The 22,669-nt window shown below is 38.9% G+C and carries 25 protein-coding genes; 15 read left to right on the forward strand and 10 right to left on the reverse strand.

Translation table 11 applies throughout. The features are described 5' to 3' along the window. Positions 1–16 precede the first annotated feature (16 nt). Entirely contained in the window at positions 17–1,639 is a 1,623-nt protein-coding gene (gene groL, locus I573_RS06195) for a chaperonin GroEL (RefSeq protein WP_016185887.1), read from the forward strand. 33 nt (positions 1,640–1,672) lie between these two features. On the opposite strand, the gene I573_RS06200 is transcribed toward groL, so the two are convergent. Continuing rightward, complete coding sequence (locus I573_RS06200) at positions 1,673–2,053, reverse strand: PH domain-containing protein (protein ID WP_016185886.1); 381 nt, start codon at positions 2,051–2,053, stop codon at positions 1,673–1,675. Between the two features lie 149 nt (positions 2,054–2,202). On the opposite strand from I573_RS06200, the gene I573_RS06205 reads away from it, so the two are divergent. From I573_RS06205 to I573_RS06215, 3 genes are all read left to right on the forward strand, one after another. Beyond that, positions 2,203–3,675 (forward strand): nicotinate phosphoribosyltransferase, encoded by a 1,473-nt coding sequence (locus I573_RS06205; protein WP_016185885.1) that lies wholly within the window; start codon positions 2,203–2,205, stop codon positions 3,673–3,675. 16 nt (positions 3,676–3,691) lie between these two features. Then, on the forward strand, positions 3,692–4,516 hold the full coding sequence (gene nadE, locus I573_RS06210; RefSeq protein WP_016185884.1) for an ammonia-dependent NAD(+) synthetase: 825 nt from the start codon (positions 3,692–3,694) through the stop codon (positions 4,514–4,516). Positions 4,517–4,704: 188 nt separating this feature from the next. Continuing rightward, positions 4,705–6,516, forward strand: coding sequence for an LTA synthase family protein (locus I573_RS06215; RefSeq protein ID WP_016185883.1), 1,812 nt, complete (start codon positions 4,705–4,707; stop codon positions 6,514–6,516). A 193-nt stretch (positions 6,517–6,709) separates the two neighbouring features. Here I573_RS06215 and nrdI read toward each other — a convergent pair whose 3' ends face one another. After that, positions 6,710–7,156, reverse strand: a complete 447-nt coding sequence (gene nrdI / locus I573_RS06220) for a class Ib ribonucleoside-diphosphate reductase assembly flavoprotein NrdI (protein ID WP_016185882.1) — start codon at positions 7,154–7,156, stop codon at positions 6,710–6,712. An 84-nt stretch (positions 7,157–7,240) separates the two neighbouring features. Here nrdI and I573_RS06225 point away from each other — a divergent pair, with 84 nt between their 5' ends. Next, the gene (locus tag I573_RS06225; protein ID WP_016185881.1) at positions 7,241–7,807 is read left to right on the forward strand and encodes a GNAT family N-acetyltransferase; all 567 of its coding nucleotides are present in this window, start codon (positions 7,241–7,243) and stop codon (positions 7,805–7,807) included. Positions 7,808–7,814: 7 nt separating this feature from the next. Here the strand turns inward: I573_RS06225 and I573_RS06230 are convergent, their stop codons facing one another. Then, entirely contained in the window at positions 7,815–8,327 is a 513-nt protein-coding gene (locus I573_RS06230; protein ID WP_016185880.1) for an LURP-one-related/scramblase family protein, read from the reverse strand. A 93-nt stretch (positions 8,328–8,420) separates the two neighbouring features. Here I573_RS06230 and I573_RS06235 point away from each other — a divergent pair, with 93 nt between their 5' ends. The 5 genes from I573_RS06235 to I573_RS06255 all read left to right on the forward strand — a co-directional run bounded on the left by I573_RS06235 (position 8,421) and on the right by I573_RS06255 (position 12,192). Then, the gene (locus I573_RS06235; protein ID WP_016185879.1) at positions 8,421–9,404 is read left to right on the forward strand and encodes a glycoside hydrolase family 73 protein; all 984 of its coding nucleotides are present in this window, start codon (positions 8,421–8,423) and stop codon (positions 9,402–9,404) included. After that, on the forward strand, positions 9,385–10,059 hold the full coding sequence (locus tag I573_RS06240; RefSeq protein WP_425387055.1) for a uracil-DNA glycosylase: 675 nt from the start codon (positions 9,385–9,387) through the stop codon (positions 10,057–10,059). Before I573_RS06235 ends, I573_RS06240 begins: the two co-directional genes overlap by 20 nt. Positions 10,060–10,193: 134 nt before the next feature. Next, on the forward strand, positions 10,194–11,174 hold the full coding sequence (gene pta, locus I573_RS06245; protein WP_016185877.1) for a phosphate acetyltransferase: 981 nt from the start codon (positions 10,194–10,196) through the stop codon (positions 11,172–11,174). 68 nt (positions 11,175–11,242) lie between these two features. Further along, positions 11,243–11,698, forward strand: coding sequence for a tRNA (adenosine(37)-N6)-threonylcarbamoyltransferase complex ATPase subunit type 1 TsaE (tsaE, locus tag I573_RS06250; RefSeq protein WP_016185876.1), 456 nt, complete (start codon positions 11,243–11,245; stop codon positions 11,696–11,698). Beyond that, positions 11,689–12,192 (forward strand): GNAT family N-acetyltransferase, encoded by a 504-nt coding sequence (locus I573_RS06255; RefSeq protein WP_016185875.1) that lies wholly within the window; start codon positions 11,689–11,691, stop codon positions 12,190–12,192. The genes tsaE and I573_RS06255 overlap by 10 nt, the downstream gene beginning before the upstream one ends. Positions 12,193–12,209: 17 nt before the next feature. Here I573_RS06255 and I573_RS06260 read toward each other — a convergent pair whose 3' ends face one another. After that, a complete protein-coding gene (locus I573_RS06260; RefSeq protein WP_016185874.1) occupies positions 12,210–12,746 on the reverse strand; it encodes a 3'-5' exonuclease in 537 nt (178 codons plus the stop codon). Further along, positions 12,743–13,510, reverse strand: coding sequence for an exodeoxyribonuclease III (locus tag I573_RS06265; RefSeq protein WP_016185873.1), 768 nt, complete (start codon positions 13,508–13,510; stop codon positions 12,743–12,745). Before I573_RS06265 ends, I573_RS06260 begins: the two co-directional genes overlap by 4 nt. Positions 13,511–13,665: 155 nt before the next feature. Between I573_RS06265 and murB the strand changes: the two genes are divergently transcribed. Continuing rightward, the gene (murB, locus tag I573_RS06270) at positions 13,666–14,565 is read left to right on the forward strand and encodes a UDP-N-acetylmuramate dehydrogenase (RefSeq protein WP_016185872.1); all 900 of its coding nucleotides are present in this window, start codon (positions 13,666–13,668) and stop codon (positions 14,563–14,565) included. Positions 14,566–14,592: 27 nt separating this feature from the next. Here the strand turns inward: murB and I573_RS06275 are convergent, their stop codons facing one another. The 3 genes from I573_RS06275 to coaB are packed head-to-tail and all read right to left on the reverse strand — an operon-like array spanning position 14,593 to position 16,547. Next, positions 14,593–15,228 (reverse strand): ECF transporter S component, encoded by a 636-nt coding sequence (locus tag I573_RS06275; protein WP_016185871.1) that lies wholly within the window; start codon positions 15,226–15,228, stop codon positions 14,593–14,595. Between the two features lie 16 nt (positions 15,229–15,244). Beyond that, the gene (coaC, locus tag I573_RS06280; protein ID WP_016185870.1) at positions 15,245–15,793 is read right to left on the reverse strand and encodes a phosphopantothenoylcysteine decarboxylase; all 549 of its coding nucleotides are present in this window, start codon (positions 15,791–15,793) and stop codon (positions 15,245–15,247) included. 4 nt (positions 15,794–15,797) lie between these two features. Continuing rightward, positions 15,798–16,547: a phosphopantothenate--cysteine ligase gene (coaB, locus tag I573_RS06285; RefSeq protein ID WP_016185869.1), complete on the reverse strand. Its 750-nt coding sequence runs from the start codon at positions 16,545–16,547 to the stop codon at positions 15,798–15,800. Positions 16,548–16,892: 345 nt separating this feature from the next. Between coaB and I573_RS06290 the strand changes: the two genes are divergently transcribed. From I573_RS06290 to I573_RS06305, 4 genes are read left to right on the forward strand one after another with little or no spacing between them, the layout of a single operon-like run. Continuing rightward, positions 16,893–17,978: an ABC transporter ATP-binding protein gene (locus tag I573_RS06290; protein ID WP_016185868.1), complete on the forward strand. Its 1,086-nt coding sequence runs from the start codon at positions 16,893–16,895 to the stop codon at positions 17,976–17,978. Between the two features lie 10 nt (positions 17,979–17,988). Continuing rightward, positions 17,989–18,801, forward strand: coding sequence for an ABC transporter permease (locus tag I573_RS06295; protein WP_016185867.1), 813 nt, complete (start codon positions 17,989–17,991; stop codon positions 18,799–18,801). Next, complete coding sequence (locus I573_RS06300; RefSeq protein WP_016185866.1) at positions 18,798–19,640, forward strand: ABC transporter permease; 843 nt, start codon at positions 18,798–18,800, stop codon at positions 19,638–19,640. The genes I573_RS06295 and I573_RS06300 overlap by 4 nt, the downstream gene beginning before the upstream one ends. After that, entirely contained in the window at positions 19,637–20,710 is a 1,074-nt protein-coding gene (locus I573_RS06305) for an ABC transporter substrate-binding protein (RefSeq protein WP_016185865.1), read from the forward strand. Before I573_RS06300 ends, I573_RS06305 begins: the two co-directional genes overlap by 4 nt. 66 nt (positions 20,711–20,776) lie before the next feature. On the opposite strand, the gene I573_RS06310 is transcribed toward I573_RS06305, so the two are convergent. Together I573_RS06310 and I573_RS06315 are read right to left on the reverse strand one after the other, a co-directional pair. Next, positions 20,777–21,256, reverse strand: a complete 480-nt coding sequence (locus I573_RS06310) for a GNAT family N-acetyltransferase (RefSeq protein WP_016185864.1) — start codon at positions 21,254–21,256, stop codon at positions 20,777–20,779. Between the two features lie 13 nt (positions 21,257–21,269). Further along, entirely contained in the window at positions 21,270–22,652 is a 1,383-nt protein-coding gene (locus tag I573_RS06315; protein ID WP_016185863.1) for an MATE family efflux transporter, read from the reverse strand. Positions 22,653–22,669: the final 17 nt, after the last annotated feature.

Here is a 22,669-nt window from a genome sequence, read left to right on the forward strand (position 1 = left end):
TTGAGGTGAATAAAACATGGCAAAAGACATTAAATTTGCAGAAGATGCACGAGCAGCAATGTTGCGTGGTGTAGATAAATTAGCAGATACAGTAAAAGTAACATTAGGACCAAAAGGCCGTAATGTCGTATTAGAAAAAGGCTTTGGTTCACCCTTGATTACAAATGATGGTGTGACGATCGCAAAAGAAATCGAATTAGAAGATCATTTTGAAAATATGGGTGCGCAATTGGTTTCAGAAGTTGCATCGAAAACAAATGATATCGCTGGAGACGGTACGACAACAGCAACTGTGTTGACGCAAGCAATCGTCCGTGAAGGATTAAAAAATGTAACGGCTGGAGCAAACCCATTAGGCGTACGTCGTGGAATTGAACTAGCAACAAAAGCTGCAGTGGAAGAATTGCATGCGATCTCTTCAATCGTCAATACTAAAGAAGCGATTGCTCAAGTAGCTGCTGTTTCCTCTGGAAGCGAACAAGTAGGTAGCTATATTGCCGATGCAATGGAAAAAGTGGGCAATGATGGCGTGATTACGATCGAAGAATCAAAAGGGATCGAAACAGAACTAGATGTTGTAGAAGGGATGCAATTTGACCGCGGCTACCTTTCACAATACATGGTAACCGACAATGATAAAATGGAAGCTGTTTTAGAAAATCCATATGTCTTGATTACAGATAAAAAAATCTCAAATATTCAAGACGTATTGCCATTACTAGAACAAATTTTACAACAAAGCAAACCGCTATTGATCATCGCAGACGATGTCGATGGTGAAGCATTGCCAACTTTAGTGTTAAACAAGATCCGTGGTACATTTAACGTAGTTGCGGTTAAAGCACCAGGCTTTGGTGATCGTCGTAAAGCGATGTTAGAAGATATCGCGATCTTAACAGGTGCCACAGTCATTACAGAAGATCTAGGATTAGAATTAAAAGATGCATCAATCGACATGTTAGGACGTGCAAGTAAAGTCGTTGTGGATAAAGACAACACAACGATCGTTGAAGGAGCAGGACAAACAGAAGCGATTGCTGCTCGAGTTCAAATCATCCGCAATCAAATCGCTGAAACGACGTCAGACTTTGATCGTGAAAAACTACAAGAACGTCTAGCGAAATTAGCAGGTGGTGTGGCAGTAGTAAAAGTTGGTGCACCAACTGAAACGGAATTAAAAGAAATGAAACTACGTATTGAAGATGCATTAAATGCAACTCGTGCTGCTGTTGAAGAAGGCATGGTTTCTGGTGGAGGAACTGCTTTAGTCAACGTGATTCAAAAAGTCGCACAATTAGAAGCAGAAGGTGATGTGGCAACAGGAATTCGTATCGTTGTTCGTGCATTAGAAGAGCCAGTACGCCAAATTGCAGAAAATGCAGGCTACGAAGGTTCAGTCATTATTGATAAATTAAAACAAGCTGAACTAGGCATTGGATTTAATGCAGCAACTGGCGAATGGGTGAACATGCTAGAAGCTGGAATCGTTGATCCAACAAAAGTAACGCGTTCGGCATTACAAAATGCAGCATCCGTAGCAGCATTATTATTAACTACAGAAGCGGTTGTGGCCAATAAACCAGAACCAGAAAAACCAATGCCACCAATGGATCCATCTATGATGGGCGGCATGATGTAAAAAAAAAAGAACTTGCCTAGGCAAGTTCTTTTTTTAGTGCAATACTGCAGTGGCTAACGCTTGTTGGATGGCAAGAATGCTGTCATCTTTTCGAAAAGGTAATGTGATTGTCGGTTCTACCGCGCTAGAAATCCAAATGTCTAGTTCGGCATCTAAATCAAAATGGCCACTTGTTTCAATACTAAAGTGTGAAATGCTGCGATAAGGAATGCTATGATATTGACTTTTCTTCCCTGTTACGCCTTGTTTATCAACAATGATCAAGCGTTTGTTGGTAAATACGACTAAGTCGCGAATCAAAGTGAACGCTAAATCGACAGTTTCATTTGAAATCAAGATCGATTGCAATTCGCGTGTTACATTGGCCGTATCTGTTTTTGTGTTGTTGCCTAAAAGTCCATCGAATAATCCCATGCTCAGTTCCTCCAATCTTATTTGAGGTAAGTATAACATGAAAAACTCCTGATGAATCTTTGGGAAAAGGTGAAGCGGAACATTTCTACTTCTTTTTTCAATCTATCTGTTATAAAATAAGGAAAGATTAAAAAAGAGGAGTTGCACTCATGCAAAATATCTATCCAGATGATAGTTTAACGCTACATACTGATCTTTATCAAATTAATATGATGCAAACATATTGGGAATTAGGCAGAGCTGATCGTCATGCAGTTTTTGAATGTTACTTTCGTGACATGCCTTTTCAACATGGTTACGCCATCTTTGCTGGTTTAGAACGCCTTGTTCACTATTTAGAACATTTGAAATTTACTGAAACAGATTTAGCTTATCTACGCGAAGTAGGCGGCTATTCCGAAGGTTTTTTAGCGTATTTACGTGAATTTAAATTTGCCTGTACCGTGCGTGCTGTAAAAGAAGGGGAATTGGTGTTCAACAATGAACCGTTGATTCAAGTAGAAGGTCCGATCGCCCATGCCCAATTGATTGAGACTGCCCTATTGAATATGGTCAATTTCCAAACGTTGATTGCAACAAAAGCCGCGCGTATCAAATCTGTCATTGGAGAAGATCCGTTATTAGAATTTGGCTCAAGACGTGCGCAAGAATTAGATGCGGCCATTTGGGGAACCCGTGCTGCTTTTATTGGTGGAGCAGATGCTACGAGTAATGTCCGTGCAAGTAAAATTTTTGGGATTCCAGCAAGCGGAACCCATGCACACTCATTGGTTCAATCGTATGGAAACGATTATGATGCCTTTATGGCGTATGCAAAAACGCATCGTGATTGTGTCTTTTTAGTCGATACGTATGATACCTTGCGTTCAGGTGTACCTAATGCGATCCGCGTTGCAAACGAAATGAAAGACAGCATCAACTTTTTAGGTGTACGAATCGATAGTGGAGATATGGCATATATCTCAAAAAAAGTACGTGAACAATTAGATGAAGCTGGATTTACAGATGCAAAAATCTTTGCATCAAATGATTTAGATGAAAGTACGATCTTAAGTCTTAAAATGCAAAAAGCGAAAATCGATGTATGGGGTGTTGGAACAAAATTGATTACCGCATATGACCAACCCGCATTAGGCGCTGTGTATAAACTGGTTTCGATGGAAGATGATCATGGACAAATGATCGATACGATCAAGTTGTCCAGTAATGCAGAAAAAGTTTCCACACCAGGAAGAAAGCAAATTTGGCGAATCACAAGACGTTCGAATGGGAAATCAGAAGGAGATTACATCACGCTTTGGGATGAAGATCCACGGACTCAAACGGAGTTGTTTATGTTCCACCCGGTCCACACATTTATCAATAAAACCATCAAAGATTTCCACGCGCGTCCTTTATTGTTAGATATCTACCAAGAAGGAACGCTAGTCTATGACTTACCTGTTTTAGAAGAAATCAAAGCTTATTCAAAAGCGAGCTTAGATTCATTATGGGATGAATACAAACGTGATCTAAATCCACAACCGTATCCTGTGGACTTATCACAAGAATGTTGGAATCATAAGATGCGTTTGATTGAACAAGTACGAAAAAATGTTCAAGCGCTAAAAGTAGAGGAATAAAGTAGGAGGAATCTAAATGACGACACAAGAAGCGATTATTGCAGAATTAGGTGTACAACCAACTATTGATCCAAAAGAAGAAATTCGGAAAAGTATTGATTTTTTAAAAACTTATTTAAAACAATATCCATTTTTAACAACATTCGTTTTAGGGATCAGTGGAGGACAAGATTCTTCATTAGCAGGGCGTTTGGCACAACTGGCTATCGAAGAAATGCGAAATGAAACAGGCAATCCCAATTATCAATTTATTGCAGTTCGCTTGCCTTACGGGGAACAAGCTGATGAAGAAGATGCTTTGCGTGCATTAGAATTCATCCAAGCAGACATTGAGGTACGTGTTAATATCAAAGATGCAGTCGATGCACAAGTTCAAGCAGTTGCAGATACGGGAATTCCTGTTAGTGACTTCAACAAAGGCAATATCAAAGCACGTCAACGTATGATCTCACAATACGCGATTGCAAGTGAACGTCATGGGGCAGTATTGGGAACCGATCATGCAGCAGAAAATATCACTGGCTTCTTTACCAAGTATGGTGACGGTGGCGCGGATATTTTACCTTTATTCCGTTTAAATAAGCGCCAAGGTAAGGCGTTATTAAAAGAATTAGGTGCACCAGAGGCTTTATATACAAAAATCCCAACAGCCGATTTAGAAGACGGCCGTCCATTGGTTGCCGATGAAGTAGCACTTGGGGTAACGTATGATGCAATCGATGATTACTTAGAAGGCAAAGCTGTTCGTGCTGAAGATCAAGAAACGATTGAACGCTGGTGGAATAAAACGCAACATAAACGTCACTTGCCAATTACGATTTTTGACGACTTTTGGAAGTAAAAATAACAACGATTTTAAAGTTTCTGATGTTATTTTTTTGAAATCAACAGGATTTTATTTGCAACAAATTAGGGATTGTCTTATAATAACATTACAGGAGTTTTGGGGAAGACTCTGTCAACAACGTCGAGAGGAAAACAGCAATGTTTCCTCTTTTTTTTATTCTCTTTTTGTCAGGAGTGAAGTACGTGAACAGACCTTCGTTTGTTGCCAAATGTAGTGCAACGATTGCAAGTATCGTTTATATTTTTGCCTCGCATTTTTATTTACAATGGTGTCAAAATCATTTTTCAGTATCCTTAGCCTATAAATTTGCATTTGAATGGCATACAGAAAAATTTTTATTAGGGAGTATCTGTTTAGCCTTAGTATATGTTTGGCTCTCTACAGTAATTGGATCGTATAAGTTAGGGGCGATGGTTTATTTTGTTGGGATCGGTTTAGTTGGTTTTGTGACTAGCCAAAAAATGAGTTATCGCAATGAACCTCTCTATCCAGATGATTTTCGACTGATGTTTCAATGGCAAATGTTTCGTGATTTGATCCCGAATTGGCTTTTTTGGCTGATTTTAATTGTCGTATTGGGTATGTGTGGTCTAGTGTTAGGACAAATCGTCAGAAGTCTTATTCGACCAAAATGGTACCAAACAAAACGTCTAGTGGTCTTTTTACTGACATCAGTCGCTTTAGTGAGTTTGGGCCAATTTAATCAAGAGGGCAACTGGATGCGCCAAGCATATAACAAAAGTGCTTTGTGGATTCCGTATTCACAAGAAATGAATTATTATAATGTAGGGTTTGTTGGAGGATTTTTATATAACTTATTTGTTCCCACGATGGAGCCTGTCGAAGGCTATTCTAAACAAGCGATCGAGGATATCGTCACGCGTTACAATACACGTGCGAAAGAAGAAGTCGTTGAAACTGAGCAACCAAATATCGTATACGTAATGAGTGAGAGCTTTTCTGACCCGTCACGCTTAAAGGGAATCACGTTACCAAATGATCCACTTGAACGCTACCGTGTAGAGCAACAACAAACACGCGCGGGTCAAATGCTATCGCAAGGTTATGGGGGAGGAACGGCAAATATCGAATTTGAAGCACTCACGGGCTTTTCGATGAGTTTATTGGCTCCTCAAATGACTACGTCATATACGATGTTAGTTCCGAAACTAGACCATATGCCTTCACTCGTTTCCTTTTTAAATGCTCAAAATTATGAAACGACTGCGATTCATCCTTATGATACGTCTATGTACCGTAGAAAAGAAGTGTATTCGATTTTAGGATTTGATCACTTTTATGATCAAAGTGACTTTAAAAACGCTGTACGTCAGGAAAATAATCCTTATATATCCGATCAAAGTGCCTATGAAAAAGTACTCGCACAATTAAAAAATAGTTCCACTCCGCAATTTGTCCATCTTGTCACGATGCAAACGCATATGCCATATGGGACGAAATACACGACACATCCTTTTCAAATGGCTGGATTTGATACAGAGGTAGCAGCAGACTATTTAGAAGATATCCATCTTAGCAGTGAAGCCTTTGTGGACTTTTTAGCTGATCTCAAGCAATTAGATCAGCGAACCTTAGTGGTATTTTGGGGAGACCATTTACCTGGTATTTATGATGAAACGATTCGAGAACAAAATGAAGAGGTGCAAATGCATTTAACTGATTTTATGTTTTACGACTCAAAAACAGCATTTACTCCTCAGAATGATTTGATCTTAAGTCCCTATTATTTTGCACCTGAACTATTGGTCGATCGGGGATTACCGATTTCTGGATTTTATGCTTTACTTCATCAAGTCTCAGAATTTTTACCTGCCGAAGAAAAAAATCAGAGTTATCAACAGAAAAATTGGCAAGCCACTAGAACATTGACCAAAGAACAAGCCAAAATTTTCCATGACTATCAATTAATCACGTACGATATTGTAGCTGGAGAACAATATAGTTTGGATGATTTCTTTACTTTGCCGCAATAATCCAGTATCTAAACAAGCTACTTTTCGTTTTTGTCAGCGAAAAGTAGCTTTTTTTCTTTGTCAAGACAGATTTAGTTGTAAAAAAAAGATGTTTCACATCCGAAAATACCGTATGTAAAAAAAACTCCTAAAAATAGAAAGCTAGTCTAACATGTAAACAAAATGGTATAGCTTTCATGCGTGAAACTTTTTTTTATTGGCGATCCGTGTGGATAAGTGAAGCAGTTAGGATAGCCTGATAAATCTTTTCAATCTCATCTTGCATGCCTCGAAGTTCAAAATCTCCTAAAAAAGGAACGTGGAACTGTGCGGCGTATTGTTTTGCCGTTAGACAATATTGATTGTTAAAGTTTTTATTACCACTGCCGATAATGCCTTTACAATACCTTTGATTATCGCCATAATCGATATAGTCCCGCATGGCTTCTGTTAAAATCTCTTGGTCACCCGAATCGATGCCGTTTCCCCCTTCTAAATAGGTTGGAACACAGACGACAAATGGTTCTGTTTCATTCGTAAATGGAGTATTGTCGTGGATTTCTTTTACTGAAAATACAGTTCCTTGTTCCGCCGCGTATGCTTGTAAACGCGTGACGAATGAACGTGTATTTCCAGAGATTGAAATATAGAGTATATTCAAAATAAATTTCCCCCTTTTCTTCTTTACGTAGTATAGCAAGAATTAAAACAGACGACTAGTTTAAACAATGAAAGGAATGAGAAGATGATTCGTCCAGCAAATGTACAAGATCGAAACCAAATGGCAGAATTAGTGTATGTGATCTTTTCCGATATGGAATTGCCGCTCGTAGCACGGTATTCTAAAGAGGAGTTGATCGCATTCGTCGTAGAAGCGATGTCAGATCCGACTTATCGTTATAGTGAAACCAGAGCACTAGTCAAAGAAGTCGATGGTAAAGTTGTAGGTGTCGCATTTGGTTATCTAGCAGATGAAGAAGCAATTATTGATGATGCTTGGAAACATGTAGCTAGAGCGCATAACATTGTAAGACCATGGCAATTGTTTACAGATAAAGAAACGTTACCAAATGAATGGTATCTAGACTCGATTTGTGTGTCTAGTCGCCAGCGTGGCCAAGGAATCGGCTCGCAATTACTCGCTGCAGTCGAAGAACAAGCCAAAGCAAGTGATCAATCTTATCTTGGTTTGTGTTGTGATCAACAAAATCCTCAGGCAAAAAAATTATACGAATCCTTTGGGTATCGTGTCGTACAAACACAACAAATCAGCGGTCATGTATACGATCATATGCAAAAAAAACTTAGCTGATCTACAGCTAAGCAAAAAGAGGTTGAGCCAAATAAGGTTCAGGCTCTTTTTTTCGGTTGTAGAGCCAATAATCCATAATCGCTGCGATACAAATACAAAGCGGTGCATCTTTTGCATCGTGTACCGTTAATTTATAATAGTTTTCTTTAAGGTAGGTTTCTTTATTGAGGTGCATGATTGGATGATGAAAATGACGAATCGCATAGTGATGATGGTAGATATTTCCATAAACAGTCCAATGAAGCTGTCGAATATAGTAAAAATCACCTGGCCAATTAAACAATTTCTTCAAGGTTCCAACTTTTTGAACGTCGAGATAAAGATCAAAACGTCTTCCTACTAATACACTGGTTTGTTTGACGCTTGCGGCAAGCGACCCATCCATACAATAAAGTGAGAGCACATCATTTTTAGTTCCCCAATGCCCGATCAGAAGGTAAAGCGCTTGTCCGTCTTTATCTCTGACGATCGTTTGCGTATTGGTGCCTAATCGTTGTTCTTGGATAAAATATTCTGGCATCTCGATTCACTTCCTTTTTGAATTGCATCGGTAGACAGATATAGTGTAACATAAAGGAGAATGTTAGAAAAATGATTATAAAAGAGGGAAGAGATGACGTTGAAAAAAAGAATATGGTCGATGACTGCAGTTGCTTGTTTTGGGATTGGATTGAGTTCGCTACTTGAGGTGCCGCAAGTTCAAGCAGCAGCCGTGACAGCTAGTCAGCAACAATTTATTGAAACAGTTGGTGAAGATGCACGTGTATTAGCTGGTGAGAATGATTTATATGCATCGGTGATGATTGCGCAAGCTATATTAGAAAGTAACTGGGGACAAAGTACATTGGCGTCACCCCCAAATCATAATTTATTTGGGATCAAAGGAGATTATCAAGGTGCATCGGTGATGATCGAGACATCAGAATTTGTCAACAATAAATGGATCAAAGTCAATGCTGCGTTTAAACGTTATCCTTCTTATAACGAATCATTGCTAGATCATGTGCACAAATTAAGAACGCGTTCATTTTCACCAGGTGTTTACTATTATGCTGGGGCTTGGAAAAGCAATGCGCCAACGTATCAGGATGCCACCGCATTTTTGACTGGAAAATATGCCACTGATCCACAGTATAACCAAAAATTAAATCGCTTGATCGAGACCTATGACCTTACACAATACGATCAACCTTCAGCTAATTCTGTGGCACTGTATCGTTTATATAATCCAAATAGCGGCGAACATTTTTATACTTACGACACCAATGAAAAGCAACATTTGATTACAGTAGGCTGGAAATATGAAGGAATCGCTTGGAATTCTTCGCTTTCAGGAGATCCCGTCTATCGCGTGTACAATCCAAATAGTGGAGATCATCATTATACGATGCAACAGCAAGAGGTAGCGCATTTAGTTTCAGTGGGCTGGCGTGCAGAAGGCATTAGTTTTTATTCCAATGGTGGAAAAGAAATTTTACGTGTATACAATCCTAATGCAAAAACCGGGACGCATCACTATACGTTTAATCCTGGTGAAAAACAAGCGCTCGTCAATCAAGGCTGGCAAGATGAGGGAGTTGGCTTTTATGGCGAATAAAACATGGAAAACAGAGCTAGCACCTATTTGTTCTACCCAAATGATGCAAGACTTGCGTACATTTGTGGAGCAAGCGTATGCCACAGAACAAATCTTCCCGCCACAAGAACAAATTTTTGAAGCGTTAAAACAAACACCTTACGAGGATGTAAAAGTCGTGATCTTAGGGCAAGATCCTTATCATAATGAGCATCAAGCAAATGGACTAGCGTTTTCTGTTAATAAAGGGCAAAAAATCCCTCCTTCTTTACGAAATATGTATAAAGAAATGGAGTCTGATCTAAAGGTAAACGCCCCTACACATGGAGATCTTCATGCTTGGGCAAAACAAGGAGTGTTATTGTTAAATACTGTGCTTACGGTAAAAGCACATCAAGCCAACTCTCATCAAAAAAAAGGGTGGGAACAGTTTACAGATGCTGTTATCGATGCAGTCAATCAACGTCAAACACCAGTCGTTTTTGTATTATGGGGTGGATCAGCACAGAAAAAGAGTAAACGAATTGATACACAAAAACATAAAATTATTACAGCAGCTCATCCTAGTCCATTATCGGCATATCGTGGCTTTTTTGGTTCGCGGCCGTTTTCTACCATAAATCAAGCCTTGGCGGAATTAGGGCAAAGTCTAATCCAATGGCAAATTCCCGAGTAAAAACGCGCATTGCTTTAAAGACTTATCATTTCTTTCTTACTAAATAGTAATACAGGAGGAAAAAACTGTTTTTTTTGACGTAGATAGTGTATGATAAACGAGAATGATGTGTAAAAAATGGAGGGTCTTTACTAATGGAATTATTTGATAGTTTAAAATTTAGAATCGTACGTCGCGGAATCAAAATTGCGTTCCCAGAAGCAACAGATACACGTATTTTAGGAGCAGTTGCCCGTTTAAACGGAGAAGAATTGATCGAACCTGTATTGATTGGAAAACGTGAAGAAATCGAAAAAGCAGCAAAAACACGTGGAATCAATATTTCAGATTTAACAATTTATGATCCAGACAACTGTGGCCGTTGGGATCAAATCGTAGAGGCATTCGTAGAACGTCGTAACGGTAAAGTAACACGTGAACAAGCAGAAACATTACTAAAAGATGAAAACTATTTTGGTACAATGTTGACATATATGGGAATCACAGATGGTTTAGTGTCTGGTGCGATTCACTCAACAGGAGACACTGTGCGCCCAGCTTTACAAATCATCAAAACAAAACCAGGAATCAGCCGTACAAGTGGTGCGTTCTTAATGATGCGTGGGAATGAGCAAGAAAAATATATCTTTTCAGATTGCGCGATCAATGTAGCACCAACACCACAAGAATTAGCTGAGATTGCTGTTGCGTCAGCTGAAACAGCACAATTATTTGATATCGACCCTAAAGTTGGAATGTTGAGCTTTTCTTCAAAAGGTTCTGCTAAAGCACCTCAAGTAGATGCGACAGCAGAAGCAACAAAAATTGCCCAACAATTAGCACCAGAACTTGCAATTGATGGCGAATTACAATTTGATGCCGCTTATAGTCAAGCAGTAGCGAACTTAAAAGCTCCAGATTCAGAAGTTGCAGGTCACGTAAATGTCTTTGTCTTCCCAGATTTACAATCAGGAAATATTGGCTACAAAATTGCGCAACGTTTTGGTAACTTTGAAGCAATTGGACCAATCTTACAAGGATTAAACAAACCAATCTCTGATTTATCTCGTGGATGTAATGAAGAAGATGTTTACAAATTATCAATCATTACAGCTGCACAAACATTAAACAGCTAAATCTTAAAAGGAAAGTTCTGAAAATGAACTTTCCTTTTTTCTATCACAATTTGAAAGGAAGAAAAAAGATGCGTTTAGTAGGAATCGATGCATTACTAGCATTTGCGACACATGTTGGACAAGTAGCTGAAAAACAAGATGTTTTACTGTTAACAGGTGATCTAGGTGCTGGAAAAACAACTTTTACCAAAGGAATCGCTAAAGGATTAGGGATTACTCAAATGATCAAAAGTCCAACCTATACGATTATTAGAGAATATGATGGTCGCTTGCCACTTTATCATATGGATGTCTATCGGATCGTTTCGGGTTCGGATGAACTTGGATTAGAAGATTATTTTGAAGGTGATGGGCTGAGCGTAGTCGAGTGGGGACGTCAGTTAGAAGAACTGCCACATGACTTTTTAGAGATCACATTAAAAAAAGATCCCGCAGATGAAACGGTACGTCATTTAGTATTTTCGATCGAAGGTGCGCAAGCGCAAGCGTTTTATGATCGGATTATGGTCGCACCATGGAAGTAAGTTTTCGTAAAGCCATTCCTTCCGATGCTGCGAGGATCAAGGCCTTTATTTCTCAAATGAGTCAAGACAGTGACACTGTATACTTTGACCCAGAGATAAAAGCGTTATCGCCAAAACGCTTTGCTGAACAATTAGCAGTCATTTATGACTCACCGCAACATTTATTTTTGATTGCAACGACGACAGATTGTATCGGATTGATTTCGATTCAAGCGCTTGACACACAGCGTGGTGAAGTCGGTATTGCAGTTGCAAAAACTTTTCAAAGAATGGGGATTGGATCGATTTTACTTGAAGAAGCGCTGATATGGTTTGAAGAAGAGTCAGAACTTGATCAGCTTTGTTTGAGCGTCGTTTCAAATAATACTGTTGCCATCAACTTGTATCAAAATTTTGGTTTTCAATTTGATGACACCATACAACACTATTTACCTGAAGTTCCATATGCTACACTTTCGTTTATGTCCTATAAAAAAACACGACCTTCTGCTTAAATCAGAAGATCGTGTTTTTATTTTGGGTAATAAGAGACAAAAGGTTTGAGTAAGGAAAGATCAAAGTGTGTCGCTTGATGAATCAAGATCAAAGCGCAAGCACGACTGTCTTCTAATGCATCATGATGATTCAAAGAGATATTTAAATAATCGGCTACGGTATTGAGTTTATGGTTCGGCAATTTTTTATAACAGGCTCGGCTTGTTCGAACCGTATCTAGAGTTAAATACGTTGGTTGTGTGAATCCAGAATAAGCTAAACAAGCTGAAAGTACACGATTATCAAAGGCTGCGTTATGGGCGACGATCAAACTATTTGGATTAAAATACTGTTTAATCACTGGCCACACTTGTGCAAACGTGGGGGCATCTTGCACCATATCTGGTGTAATGTGGTGTACGTTGATCGTGTGAGGTGAAAATGGAGTATCCGGTTTGATCAATGTCGAAAATTCACCTACAATTTTATTTTCACGAACCATTGTCAGCGCGATGGAACAGGCGCTATGTGGTTGAGAAGAAGCTGTTTCAAAATCTAGTGCTAAAAAATTCATGGATTTAACTCAAGGTCCAACGTCGCTTCAATTGGACAATGGTCACTTCCTAAAAGTTGCGGATACAAGTTTGCTTCTTGTAATTGTGGACGCAAGCGTTCGCTGATCACGAAGTAATCGATTCGCCATCCGGCATTGTTTTTACGCGCATTAAATCGATAACTCCACCAAGAATAGGCGCCAGTTTGTTCAGGATGCAACGCGCGATACGTATCGATATAGCCATTTTCTAATAGTGTAGTAAATTTTTGGCGTTCCTCGATCGTAAATCCAGCATTTTTTTGATTGGTTTTTGGATTTTTTAAGTCGATTTCTTGATGTGCAACATTTAAATCGCCACACAAGATAACGGGTTTTTGTGCATCTAATTGATTGATATAGCTTAGAAAGGCATCTTCCCATTCCATACGATAATCTAAACGTTTTAATTCGTTTTGTGAGTTTGGTGTATAACAAGTAACCACAAAGAAATTCGGATATTCTAATGTGATAACGCGACCTTCTTGATCATGTTCTGCTTGTCCGATTCCATAAGTGACGTGTTGTGGTTCATGTTTTGTAAAAATAGCAGTTCCTGAATATCCCTTTTTTTCAGCATAGTTCCAATACTGATGATACGCTTTTAGAGGCATGTCGATTTGACCAGCTTGTAGCTTTGTTTCTTGTAAGCAGAAAAAATCAGCATCGAACGCGTCAAATACCTCCATAAAGTTTTTTTTCATTACGGCACGTAAGCCATTTACATTCCAAGAAATAAATTTCATCTGTATTCCTCCTTGCATAGCTCTATTTTACTGAATCCTGTTTTCAAATGAAAGGCATGCAAATCTTTCTTAAGGTTTTAACAGAAATTAAGGTAAGTTTGAAGAAATCATGCTACACTATAGCAGATGCTTAAAAAAGAGAGGGAATGTACAATATGGATAATGCAGGATTAACGATAGAATTTCCAGAAATGGAAATTTTGACGCACGAACCGTTGATGAAGTATACCTATACGAAAACAGGAGGACCGGCAGATTACTTGGTTTTCCCGAAAACACAGCACGAAGTCCAACAAATCGTGACGTATTGCACACAACATACGATTCCTTGGTTAGTTCTTGGAAATGCAAGTAATTTAATCGTACGTGACGGAGGGATTCGTGGCGTCGTATTGATGCTGACGAAAATGACCAATATGACGATTGACCATACAACGATTCAAGTAGAAGCGGGTGCTCGTTTGATCGATGTTTCAAAAGCTGCAGGAGAGCACCAATTGACTGGTTTAGAATTTGCATGTGGGATTCCAGGAAGTATCGGCGGTGCAGTATATATGAACGCAGGCGCATACGGTGGTGAAATCAAAGATGTATTTGTTTCGTGTGATTATTTAGATGAAACAGGTACGATTCGCACCCTAACAGCAGCAGACATGGCTTTTTCCTATCGTCATAGTGCCGTTCAAGAGAAAAAAGGAATCGTCTTGTCAGTGACCTTTGAGTTACAGCAAGGTGTCGTACAAGAAATTCAAGAAAAAATGCAAGAACTTACGCGTTTACGTGAAGACAAACAGCCGTTAGAATATCCATCATGTGGTAGTGTCTTCAAACGTCCAGAAGGCCATTTTACCGGGAAATTGATTCAAGATGCAGGGTTACAGGGGATGTGTATCGGTGGTGCACAGATCTCGACGAAACATGCAGGATTTATTGTGAATATCGATCATGCTACAGCAACAGATTATGTGGAATTGATTGCGCATATTCAACACGTTATTTTTGAAAAATTTGCGGTTTCTCTAGAGACAGAAGTTCGGATTATCGGCGAACAATAAAAAGCAGTCCCAAAATGGGACTGCTTTTTATTGTTTACGTTGATAAAGTTTCAATAAAACGGTCGCGATCGCACTCGTTGCGATTCCAGCTACTAACGCTTCTGGAATGCCTTGTGTCAAAATGATGCCATTGATTGCGGTATAGACAGCACTACCACTTTTTCCAATCAATTGTGCATATTGAGCTTGAAACAGAAAGTAGATCCCGTTCATGACTAAAATCGTGTTCGTTAACCCGCCCAAGGTTCCAGCGATAAACAATAGCACTGGTTGATAGCGTTGTTTGGTCAACTTTAATAAGGCACGATACACATAATAAGGCACGATCCCAATCAAAATACGTGGAACAAGCGCGATGATTACAGCTTGGATACTTCCATGTTCAGCTCCAATCGGTGCAACAAAAGGCGAAAATACAAATGAAAGTGGCGTGACGATAACAGTTGAGCGAATCATACTGATAATGCCAAAACAACCGCCTAAAAATCCGCCTAATCGTGGTCCCAATACGATGGAAGCGATAATGACTGGAATATGCATCGTTGTAGCATTGATAGGACCTAAAGGGATAAAGCCTAAGAATGGTACGGAAGCAAAAAGCAATAAAATAGCTAGAAAAAATGCAGTTAATACTAAGTCGAAGTGTTTAGATCGACGATTCATGTCACGTTCCCCCTGATTATGTGTTAAGTGTTGTATCGACGGCTTCTAGTAAAGTTTCTAGCGATGCCAATGCACCACGACCGTAGTCGCCACAGGCTAGTAAAGCTTGTCTAGGAAGAATTTCATCATAGCCGATTTCTTTCAAGGAAGCAAGATTTTTTTGTGTCAAGACATGTTCGTACATAACTGTATTCATGGCGGGGGCAATTAATTTCGGTACCTCATTAGGTAAGGCCAACGCTACAGTAGAAATCAAGTCATCTGCCATGCCGTGACTTAATTTCGCAATGGTATTGGCTGTAGCTGGTGCAACTATAAATAAATCTGCTTGTTTCGCTAGTTCAATGTGATTGATCTTTTCAGGCTGTTCTTCATCCATTACACTCGTATGGACCTTACGTTTAGATAATGCTTGAAGTGTTAGCGGTGTAATGAAAGATTGACTACTTTGAGTCATCAAGACATCGACTTCGTATCCAGATTTGGTCAATTCATTCACTAAATCTGCTGCTTTATAAGCTGAGATACTTCCGCTGACACCTAATACGATTCGTTTTGCGTTCATCTAATTATGCCTTCTTTCTTTTGATTATAGGGACAAGCGTGCACACGATTACGTGCGCGATTTCTGCTTTAGTATTGGCTTGCGCTAAAATTCCTTGTTCATTCACAAGATAACCTACGTGTGTAGAAGCTGTGATTTGGCTAAGGTCATTGGCTAACACAAAATCTGCTTGATTGGTTTGCTGTGCTTTTTTTGCTACAGCGATCAATTCATCTTGTTCGACTTGAACCAATAATTTAAAGCCGACTAATAGCGTAGTAGGTTGGTATTGTTTGATCAGTTGAATGACTTTGGGTGTTTTTTTTAAAATGACAGTCAAGTGATCTGTCGCCGACGAGAGTTTATTTTCTACAGGATGAGGCAATGTATCAAACCATTGTGCTGTAAAGTCTTCGTTAGGATGAGTATAGTGCCACTGGTTTAATGCTTCAAGTAATTGTGCTTGGGATAAACTCGCACTTGGCGTGAAATCACTCACGGCCATACTATGGATTACCGCATCATAAGTATGCGTTGTCAGTAATGTTGTCATTGTCGTTACTAGATCAGCGGTATCGTGGATGGGATAGACGCTAAGCTGTTCATGAGGTGCAGGTTTTTTGGCATGTGTCGTAACGATTGCATCGACTGTAGCTTGTTGTGCTAACCATTCAGCAACGATCAAACAACCTAGCGTACCAGTCGATTGATTGGTAATCTCGCGCACTTGATCGATTCGTTCACTTGTACCACCTAACGTAACTAAGATTCTCATATTTGTCCTCCTATGCTTGCCTCGTGTTATTTGTAATTTATTCGATGATGAATCGACTCAAATCAAGAGTCTGACTGAATGTATCTACTATCGTGTTATGATCATCAAATTTTTTTAGTGAAAAATCAGTAAACCAAACGTATCATAACATAATTTTAGTTTTTTAACGGAAATTTTGGTTAGATTTTCGTGATTTTTTAACAAAACACAGCCTTCTAGACTTGTGTTTTTTTGAAAAAAATTCTATTCTTAAGCAGTATGTCTATCTTTGTTTAGAAAACGAATGACAGCAGACAAAGTGCATTAAATTAGAATGCAAGATCAAAGAATAGAAGGAGGAAACAAATGGGGAAACCAATTATTTCATTCCAAAATGTAGTGAAACAATACGATGATGAAGTGATTTTGAAAAATGTCAATTTTGAAATAGAAGAGGGGCGTTTTTATACTTTATTAGGTCCTTCAGGTTGTGGCAAAACGACGATTTTACGAATTATTGCAGGATTTTCAGAGGCCACTAAAGGAGATGTATATTTTGAAGGAAAACGAATCAATGACGTACCGGCAAACCAACGTCAAGTCAATACCGTCTTTCAAGATTATGCTTTATTTCCACATATGAATGTATTTGATAATGTAGCCTTTGGGTTGAAAATAAAAAAATTACCGAAAGCAGAAATTGCTAAAAAAGTAACGGAAGCCTTAAAACTGGTACAATTAGCAGGATACGAAACAAGAGAGATCAGTGAGATGTCAGGTGGACAACGTCAGCGTGTGGCGATTGCGCGTGCGATTGTCAATGAGCCAAAGGTATTGCTGTTAGACGAACCTTTATCTGCACTTGATTTAAAGTTACGTACCGATATGCAATATGAATTACGTGAATTACAACAGCGATTAGGGATCACCTTTATTTTTGTTACACATGATCAAGAAGAAGCGTTGGCCATGAGTGATGAAATCTTTGTTTTAAATAAAGGGAAAATCGTTCAAAGCGGTACACCAGTCGATATTTATGATGAACCGATCAATCATTTTGTTGCTGATTTTGTGGGGGAAAGCAATATTGTGAATGGCATTATGATCGAAGACAATACAGTCGAATTTGTAGGCAAACGTTTTGAGTGTGTCGATGGCGGTATGCGGCCCAATGAACCAGTTGAAATCGTAATTCGACCAGAAGATCTGTCATTGACTACCTTAGAAAATGGAAAACTAAGTGTCAAGGTCGATACTCAACTTTTCCGTGGCGTACATTATGAAATTATCTGCTACGATGAACAAGGCAATGAATGGATGGTCCATTCAACTAAAAAAGCAAAAGAAGGTAGTCAAATCGGTCTATTTTTCGAACCAGAAGACATCCATGTCATGCGGTTCAATGAATCAGAAGAAGATTTTGATGCACGTTTAGAAAGCTACGAAGAATAGGAGGGAGAAGATGACTAAAAAACGTCCGTTGTATGCGATCCCGTATTTCTTCTGGCTGATATTATTTGTTATTGCACCAGTACTGTTGATCGTGTATCAATCGTTTTTTAATATTGATGGTCAATTTTCACTCATCAATTATCAAACGTATTTTACATCGGGGAAATATTTGACGATGACATTGAACTCAGTTTGGTACGCTTTTTTGATTACATTGTTTACATTGATCATTAGTTATCCAACAGCATATTTTTTAACAAAATTGAAACATAAAAATTTATGGCTGTTATTAATTATTTTACCAACGTGGGTCAATTTGTTATTAAAAGCTTATGCATTTATTGGGATTTTTGGTATTCATGGAAGTGTGAATAACTTTTTAGGGTTATTTGGGATCGGACCAGAACAAATTTTATTTACCGATTTTAGTTTTTTGACGGTTGCAACCTATATTGAACTTCCCTTTATGATTATGCCGATTTTTAACGCCTTAGAAGAACTAAATCCTTCCTTGATCAGTGCAAGCCGAGATTTAGGTGCAAATTCTTTTGAAACGTTTCGTCGCGTGATTTTTCCGTTGTCGTTAAGCGGTGTAAAAAGTGGTGTTCAAGCAGTATTTATTCCATCACTTTCACTGTTCATGTTGACACGCTTAATTGGTGGAAACCGTGTGATTACGCTCGGGACAGCAATTGAGCAACATTTCTTAGTGACACAAAACTGGGGGATGGGCTCAACGATTGGTGTCGTCTTGATCATTGCGATGTTTATCGTCATGTTCTTCACCGGTGAATCACGTAAGGGCAAAGGAGGAAGACGATGAAAAAATTATCTGTGCTTAAATGGTCTAATCTTTATCTAGTACTCGTCTTTGTCGTTTTGTATGCGCCTATTTTTTATTTGATTTATTATTCATTTAATGACGGGGGCACGATGAATGAGTTTACTGGATTTACTTGGGACAATTATCGTGCTGTCTTTGAAGACACGCGATTATTGATTATTGTGCTGGATACGTTTATGTTGGCGTTCTTATCGTCACTTGTGGCTACAGTGATTGGTACGATCGGTGCTATGATGATCTACTATACGAAAAAGCGTAAGACACGCGCATTATTTTTAGGCTTGAACAATATTTTATTGGTCTCACCGGATGTCATCATTGGGGCAAGCTTTTTGATTTTCTTTACCTTAGTTGGTTCATGGATCAGAGGCTTTAGTTTGGGCTTTTTCAGTGTGTTACTTTCGCATATTGCATTTAGTATTCCGATCGTCGTGTTGATGGTCATGCCGAAATTGCAAGAGATGAATGATTCGATGATCGATGCGGCACGTGATTTAGGTGCCAACCAGTTCCAAGTGGTCAAAAATATCATCTTACCTTATCTATCACCAGGAATCATCGCCGGGTATTTCATGGCGTTTACGTACTCATTGGATGATTTTGCAGTGACATTTTTCGTCACAGGAAATGGTTTTTCAACCTTATCCGTAGAGATCTATTCAAGAGCTCGACAAGGAATCAGTTTAGAAATCAATGCGTTAAGTACATTGGTCTTTTTATTCTCAATGGTCTTAGTGATCGGGTATTACTTTATCAGTAAAGACAACCGACCAAAGCGTGCGAAAAAGACGAGAGTGGAGGCGACGATTTTACGATGAGAAAATTAACTTCTTTAATTATCGGGATTGTCGCGGTGATTTTTGTATTGATTGCAGGTGCACATCAATTAGAACGATCAACTGGAATGTCTGGTGCGAAGGTTGTGAATATTTACAACTGGGGTGACTACATCGATCCTGCACTTTTAAAAAAATTCGAACAAGAATCTGGGTATAAAGTCAATTATGACACCTTTGATTCAAATGAAGCGATGTTTACAAAAATTCAACAAGGCGGAACGGCCTATGATATCGCGATTCCTAGTGAATATATGATCCAAAAAATGATCAAGGCGAAACTATTGATGCCTTTAGACCATCAAAAGATCACAGGATTAGAAAACATCGAACCCCGCTTTTTAGATCTTGATTTTGACACTAAGAATCAGTATTCGATCCCTTATTTTTGGGGCACGTTAGGAATTGTCTATAACGACAAAATGGTCGATGGAAAAAAGATCACGTCATGGAATGATTTATGGCGTCCTGAACTAAAAGACAATATCATGTTGATCGATGGAGCGCGTGAAGTAATTGGGCTAGGATTGAATAGTTTAGGGTATTCATTAAATAGTAAAAGTATGACACAGCTTGATCAAGCCTATGATAAATTAAAAAAATTAACGCCAAATATTAAAGCGATTGTTGCCGATGAAATCAAAATGTACATGGAAAATGAAGAAAGTGCAGTTGCGGTCACGTTCTCGGGAGAAGCAGCCGATATGATGGCTGAAAATGAACACTTGCACTACGTGATTCCAAATGATGGGACCAATCTTTGGTTTGACAATATCGTGATTCCAAAAACGGTGCAAAATAAAGAAGGGGCGTATGCCTTTATCAATTTTATGTTACGCCCAGAAAATGCTGCACAAAATGCGGAATATATTGGTTATTCTACACCAAATGAAGCCGCATTGAAGTTATTGCCAAAAGAAATTACAGAAGATAAACAATTTTATCCTTCAGAAGATGCGTTGAAAAAAATGGAAGTGTATAAAGATCTAGGTCCGGAATATCTAGGGATTTATAATGATCTATTTCTAGAATTGAAGATGTATCGGAATTAATCAATCGACAGACAAAACAGGACACAAAAAAGGAAGCGCTAGGCTGCACCTTTTTGTGTCCTGTTTTTAGTTTGCGTGTAGCATTTTTTGATACCAACGATCCATTGCTTGGTGTTCTGTCTCAAGTAGTGGTCTCGCTAAAGCTTGAAAGCCAAACCGTTCATATAATCGACACGCAGCGTCTAGTGAATGATGCGTTTCTAAATAGCAGACGGCATACTGTTGACTCGCAAAATCTAGAGCTGTTTCCATAAGCTTTTGCGCAAGTCCTTGTTTTTGATAGGCAGAAGAGACATATAGTTTTTGTAACTCACAGGTTTGTGATACGCTTGCTAAAGGTGCAATACCGACTCCACCGATCACTTCATCCTGATCTACAATTACCCAATAAGCAGCTTTTGGATGATTATAATACGAACTAAGTGTTGTCAATTCAGGATCAAAATAGGCTGTTCCAGGAATAGCTAAATCAGCTGCTTCTAAACTGGTGCGAATCAATGTTGCAAGTTGTCGATCATCTTTTGGTTGTAAACAACGTAATTCCATAAACAGCGCTCCTTTAAATTGTTTGTGTGACATTTTTCATCCAGGCATTGGAACGAATTAGACGGTATCCTAAATAACTTTTGATCCATTCGACTGCTTGACAGATAAAATAGACCCAAACAATTGCCAATTCAGTATGTGTACTTAAAACAAAAGCTAATGGAAAGGTGATCGTCCAAACAAAAACACTATCAAATAAGAAGGTGATAAAGGTTTGGCCACCTGAGCGTAAAATAAAGTAGCTTGCATGGTTAAATGCATAAAGGGGCATGCAGATTGCCGCGATACGAATAAATTGACTGGCTAAGGTCTTTACTTCGGGTTCTGTCTGATAAATGGCTGGAAATAGTGGCGCAACAAGTAACATGAGACTTCCAATAATCAAGCAACTTACGACCGCAAAAAACAATAATTTTCGGGCCGCATCTCGAGCTTCTTGCATTTTATTAGAACCTAATAGTTGTCCGATAATGACCGCCACAGCGCTCCCTAACGCCATATAGACGATGTTAAATAAATTAGAAACCGTAGAGGCGATGTTTAAAGACGCGATGACAGCTAATCCACGAACGGAGTAAGCTTGCAAAATCATCGTTTGTCCAATCGCCCATAAAATCTCATTGGCCATCAAAGGGGATCCTTTAATCAAAATTTGTTTGGTCAAGGTCCAAGGGATCGAGAAGTTGCGATAGACTTGGATACAAAACGGATGCTCGGTGGCATGTGTATGGACCCAGATCACAATGATCGCACATTCTAAAATACGTGCAAGCAAAGTAGCGATCCCAGCACCTAATACCCCTAATTTAGGAAAGCCTAATAATCCAAAAATCAATAAAAAGTTTAAGGCGGTATTCAATACTACGGCTGTACTACTGGCAAACATCGGCACAATAGTTTTCCCCATATCACGTAAGGCACTAGCGTAACTTTGAGATAAGGCAAAGAAGGGAAGACTAAAAAGCATGATCCATAAAAATTCTCGCGCAGACTCATGAGCTACTGTAAGTTGTGTGCTTGTTTTATCCCCATGTAGATATAATGAAATGAGCATATCTTGTGCATAGAATAAGACAACGATCGCAATCAGACACATCAGTGCACTACCGATCAATTTAAAGCGAAATGCATTTCGCATACCAACAAAATCTCGTTTTCCATAAAACTGAGTCCCAAAAATACTAGCAGCTGAAACAATTCCAAAAATACTTAAGTTGAATACAAAAATCAGTTGATTGACAATCGCAACACCAGACATTTGGGCTGTTCCGATTTGTCCCACCATTAAATTATCCAGTAGGCCAACAAAATTTGTAATCGCATTTTGGATCATAATCGGTACAGCGATCGTCAAGACGTGCAGATAGAAGGCACGATCTCCAATATATTTTTTCATTTAGTTCCTCATATCAC

The sequence above is a fragment of the Enterococcus sulfureus ATCC 49903 genome (assembly GCF_000407605.1).
Lineage (GTDB): Bacteria > Bacillota > Bacilli > Lactobacillales > Enterococcaceae > Enterococcus_G > Enterococcus_G sulfureus.

What these genes read in the sequence shown, in the direction of transcription:
- coaB (WP_016185869.1), bottom strand. Translation starts at nt 16,547, where the DNA reads ATGAGAATCTTAGTTACGTTAGGTGGTACAAGTGAACGAATCGATCAA.
- pta (WP_016185877.1), top strand. Translation starts at nt 10,194, where the DNA reads ATGGAATTATTTGATAGTTTAAAATTTAGAATCGTACGTCGCGGAATC.
- I573_RS06290 (WP_016185868.1), top strand. Translation starts at nt 16,893, where the DNA reads ATGGGGAAACCAATTATTTCATTCCAAAATGTAGTGAAACAATACGAT.
- nadE (WP_016185884.1), top strand. Translation starts at nt 3,692, where the DNA reads ATGACGACACAAGAAGCGATTATTGCAGAATTAGGTGTACAACCAACT.
- I573_RS06200 (WP_016185886.1), bottom strand. Translation starts at nt 2,053, where the DNA reads ATGGGATTATTCGATGGACTTTTAGGCAACAACACAAAAACAGATACG.
- I573_RS06295 (WP_016185867.1), top strand. Translation starts at nt 17,989, where the DNA reads ATGACTAAAAAACGTCCGTTGTATGCGATCCCGTATTTCTTCTGGCTG.
- coaC (WP_016185870.1), bottom strand. Translation starts at nt 15,793, where the DNA reads ATGAACGCAAAACGAATCGTATTAGGTGTCAGCGGAAGTATCTCAGCT.
- I573_RS06205 (WP_016185885.1), top strand. Translation starts at nt 2,203, where the DNA reads ATGCAAAATATCTATCCAGATGATAGTTTAACGCTACATACTGATCTT.
- I573_RS06235 (WP_016185879.1), top strand. Translation starts at nt 8,421, where the DNA reads ATGACGTTGAAAAAAAGAATATGGTCGATGACTGCAGTTGCTTGTTTT.
- I573_RS06260 (WP_016185874.1), bottom strand. Translation starts at nt 12,746, where the DNA reads ATGAATTTTTTAGCACTAGATTTTGAAACAGCTTCTTCTCAACCACAT.
- I573_RS06225 (WP_016185881.1), top strand. Translation starts at nt 7,241, where the DNA reads ATGATTCGTCCAGCAAATGTACAAGATCGAAACCAAATGGCAGAATTA.
- I573_RS06300 (WP_016185866.1), top strand. Translation starts at nt 18,798, where the DNA reads ATGAAAAAATTATCTGTGCTTAAATGGTCTAATCTTTATCTAGTACTC.
- I573_RS06265 (WP_016185873.1), bottom strand. Translation starts at nt 13,510, where the DNA reads ATGAAATTTATTTCTTGGAATGTAAATGGCTTACGTGCCGTAATGAAA.
- I573_RS06255 (WP_016185875.1), top strand. Translation starts at nt 11,689, where the DNA reads ATGGAAGTAAGTTTTCGTAAAGCCATTCCTTCCGATGCTGCGAGGATC.
- I573_RS06275 (WP_016185871.1), bottom strand. Translation starts at nt 15,228, where the DNA reads ATGAATCGTCGATCTAAACACTTCGACTTAGTATTAACTGCATTTTTT.
- I573_RS06230 (WP_016185880.1), bottom strand. Translation starts at nt 8,327, where the DNA reads ATGCCAGAATATTTTATCCAAGAACAACGATTAGGCACCAATACGCAA.
- groL (WP_016185887.1), top strand. Translation starts at nt 17, where the DNA reads ATGGCAAAAGACATTAAATTTGCAGAAGATGCACGAGCAGCAATGTTG.
- tsaE (WP_016185876.1), top strand. Translation starts at nt 11,243, where the DNA reads ATGCGTTTAGTAGGAATCGATGCATTACTAGCATTTGCGACACATGTT.
- I573_RS06315 (WP_016185863.1), bottom strand. Translation starts at nt 22,652, where the DNA reads ATGAAAAAATATATTGGAGATCGTGCCTTCTATCTGCACGTCTTGACG.
- I573_RS06310 (WP_016185864.1), bottom strand. Translation starts at nt 21,256, where the DNA reads ATGGAATTACGTTGTTTACAACCAAAAGATGATCGACAACTTGCAACA.
- murB (WP_016185872.1), top strand. Translation starts at nt 13,666, where the DNA reads ATGGATAATGCAGGATTAACGATAGAATTTCCAGAAATGGAAATTTTG.
- I573_RS06305 (WP_016185865.1), top strand. Translation starts at nt 19,637, where the DNA reads ATGAGAAAATTAACTTCTTTAATTATCGGGATTGTCGCGGTGATTTTT.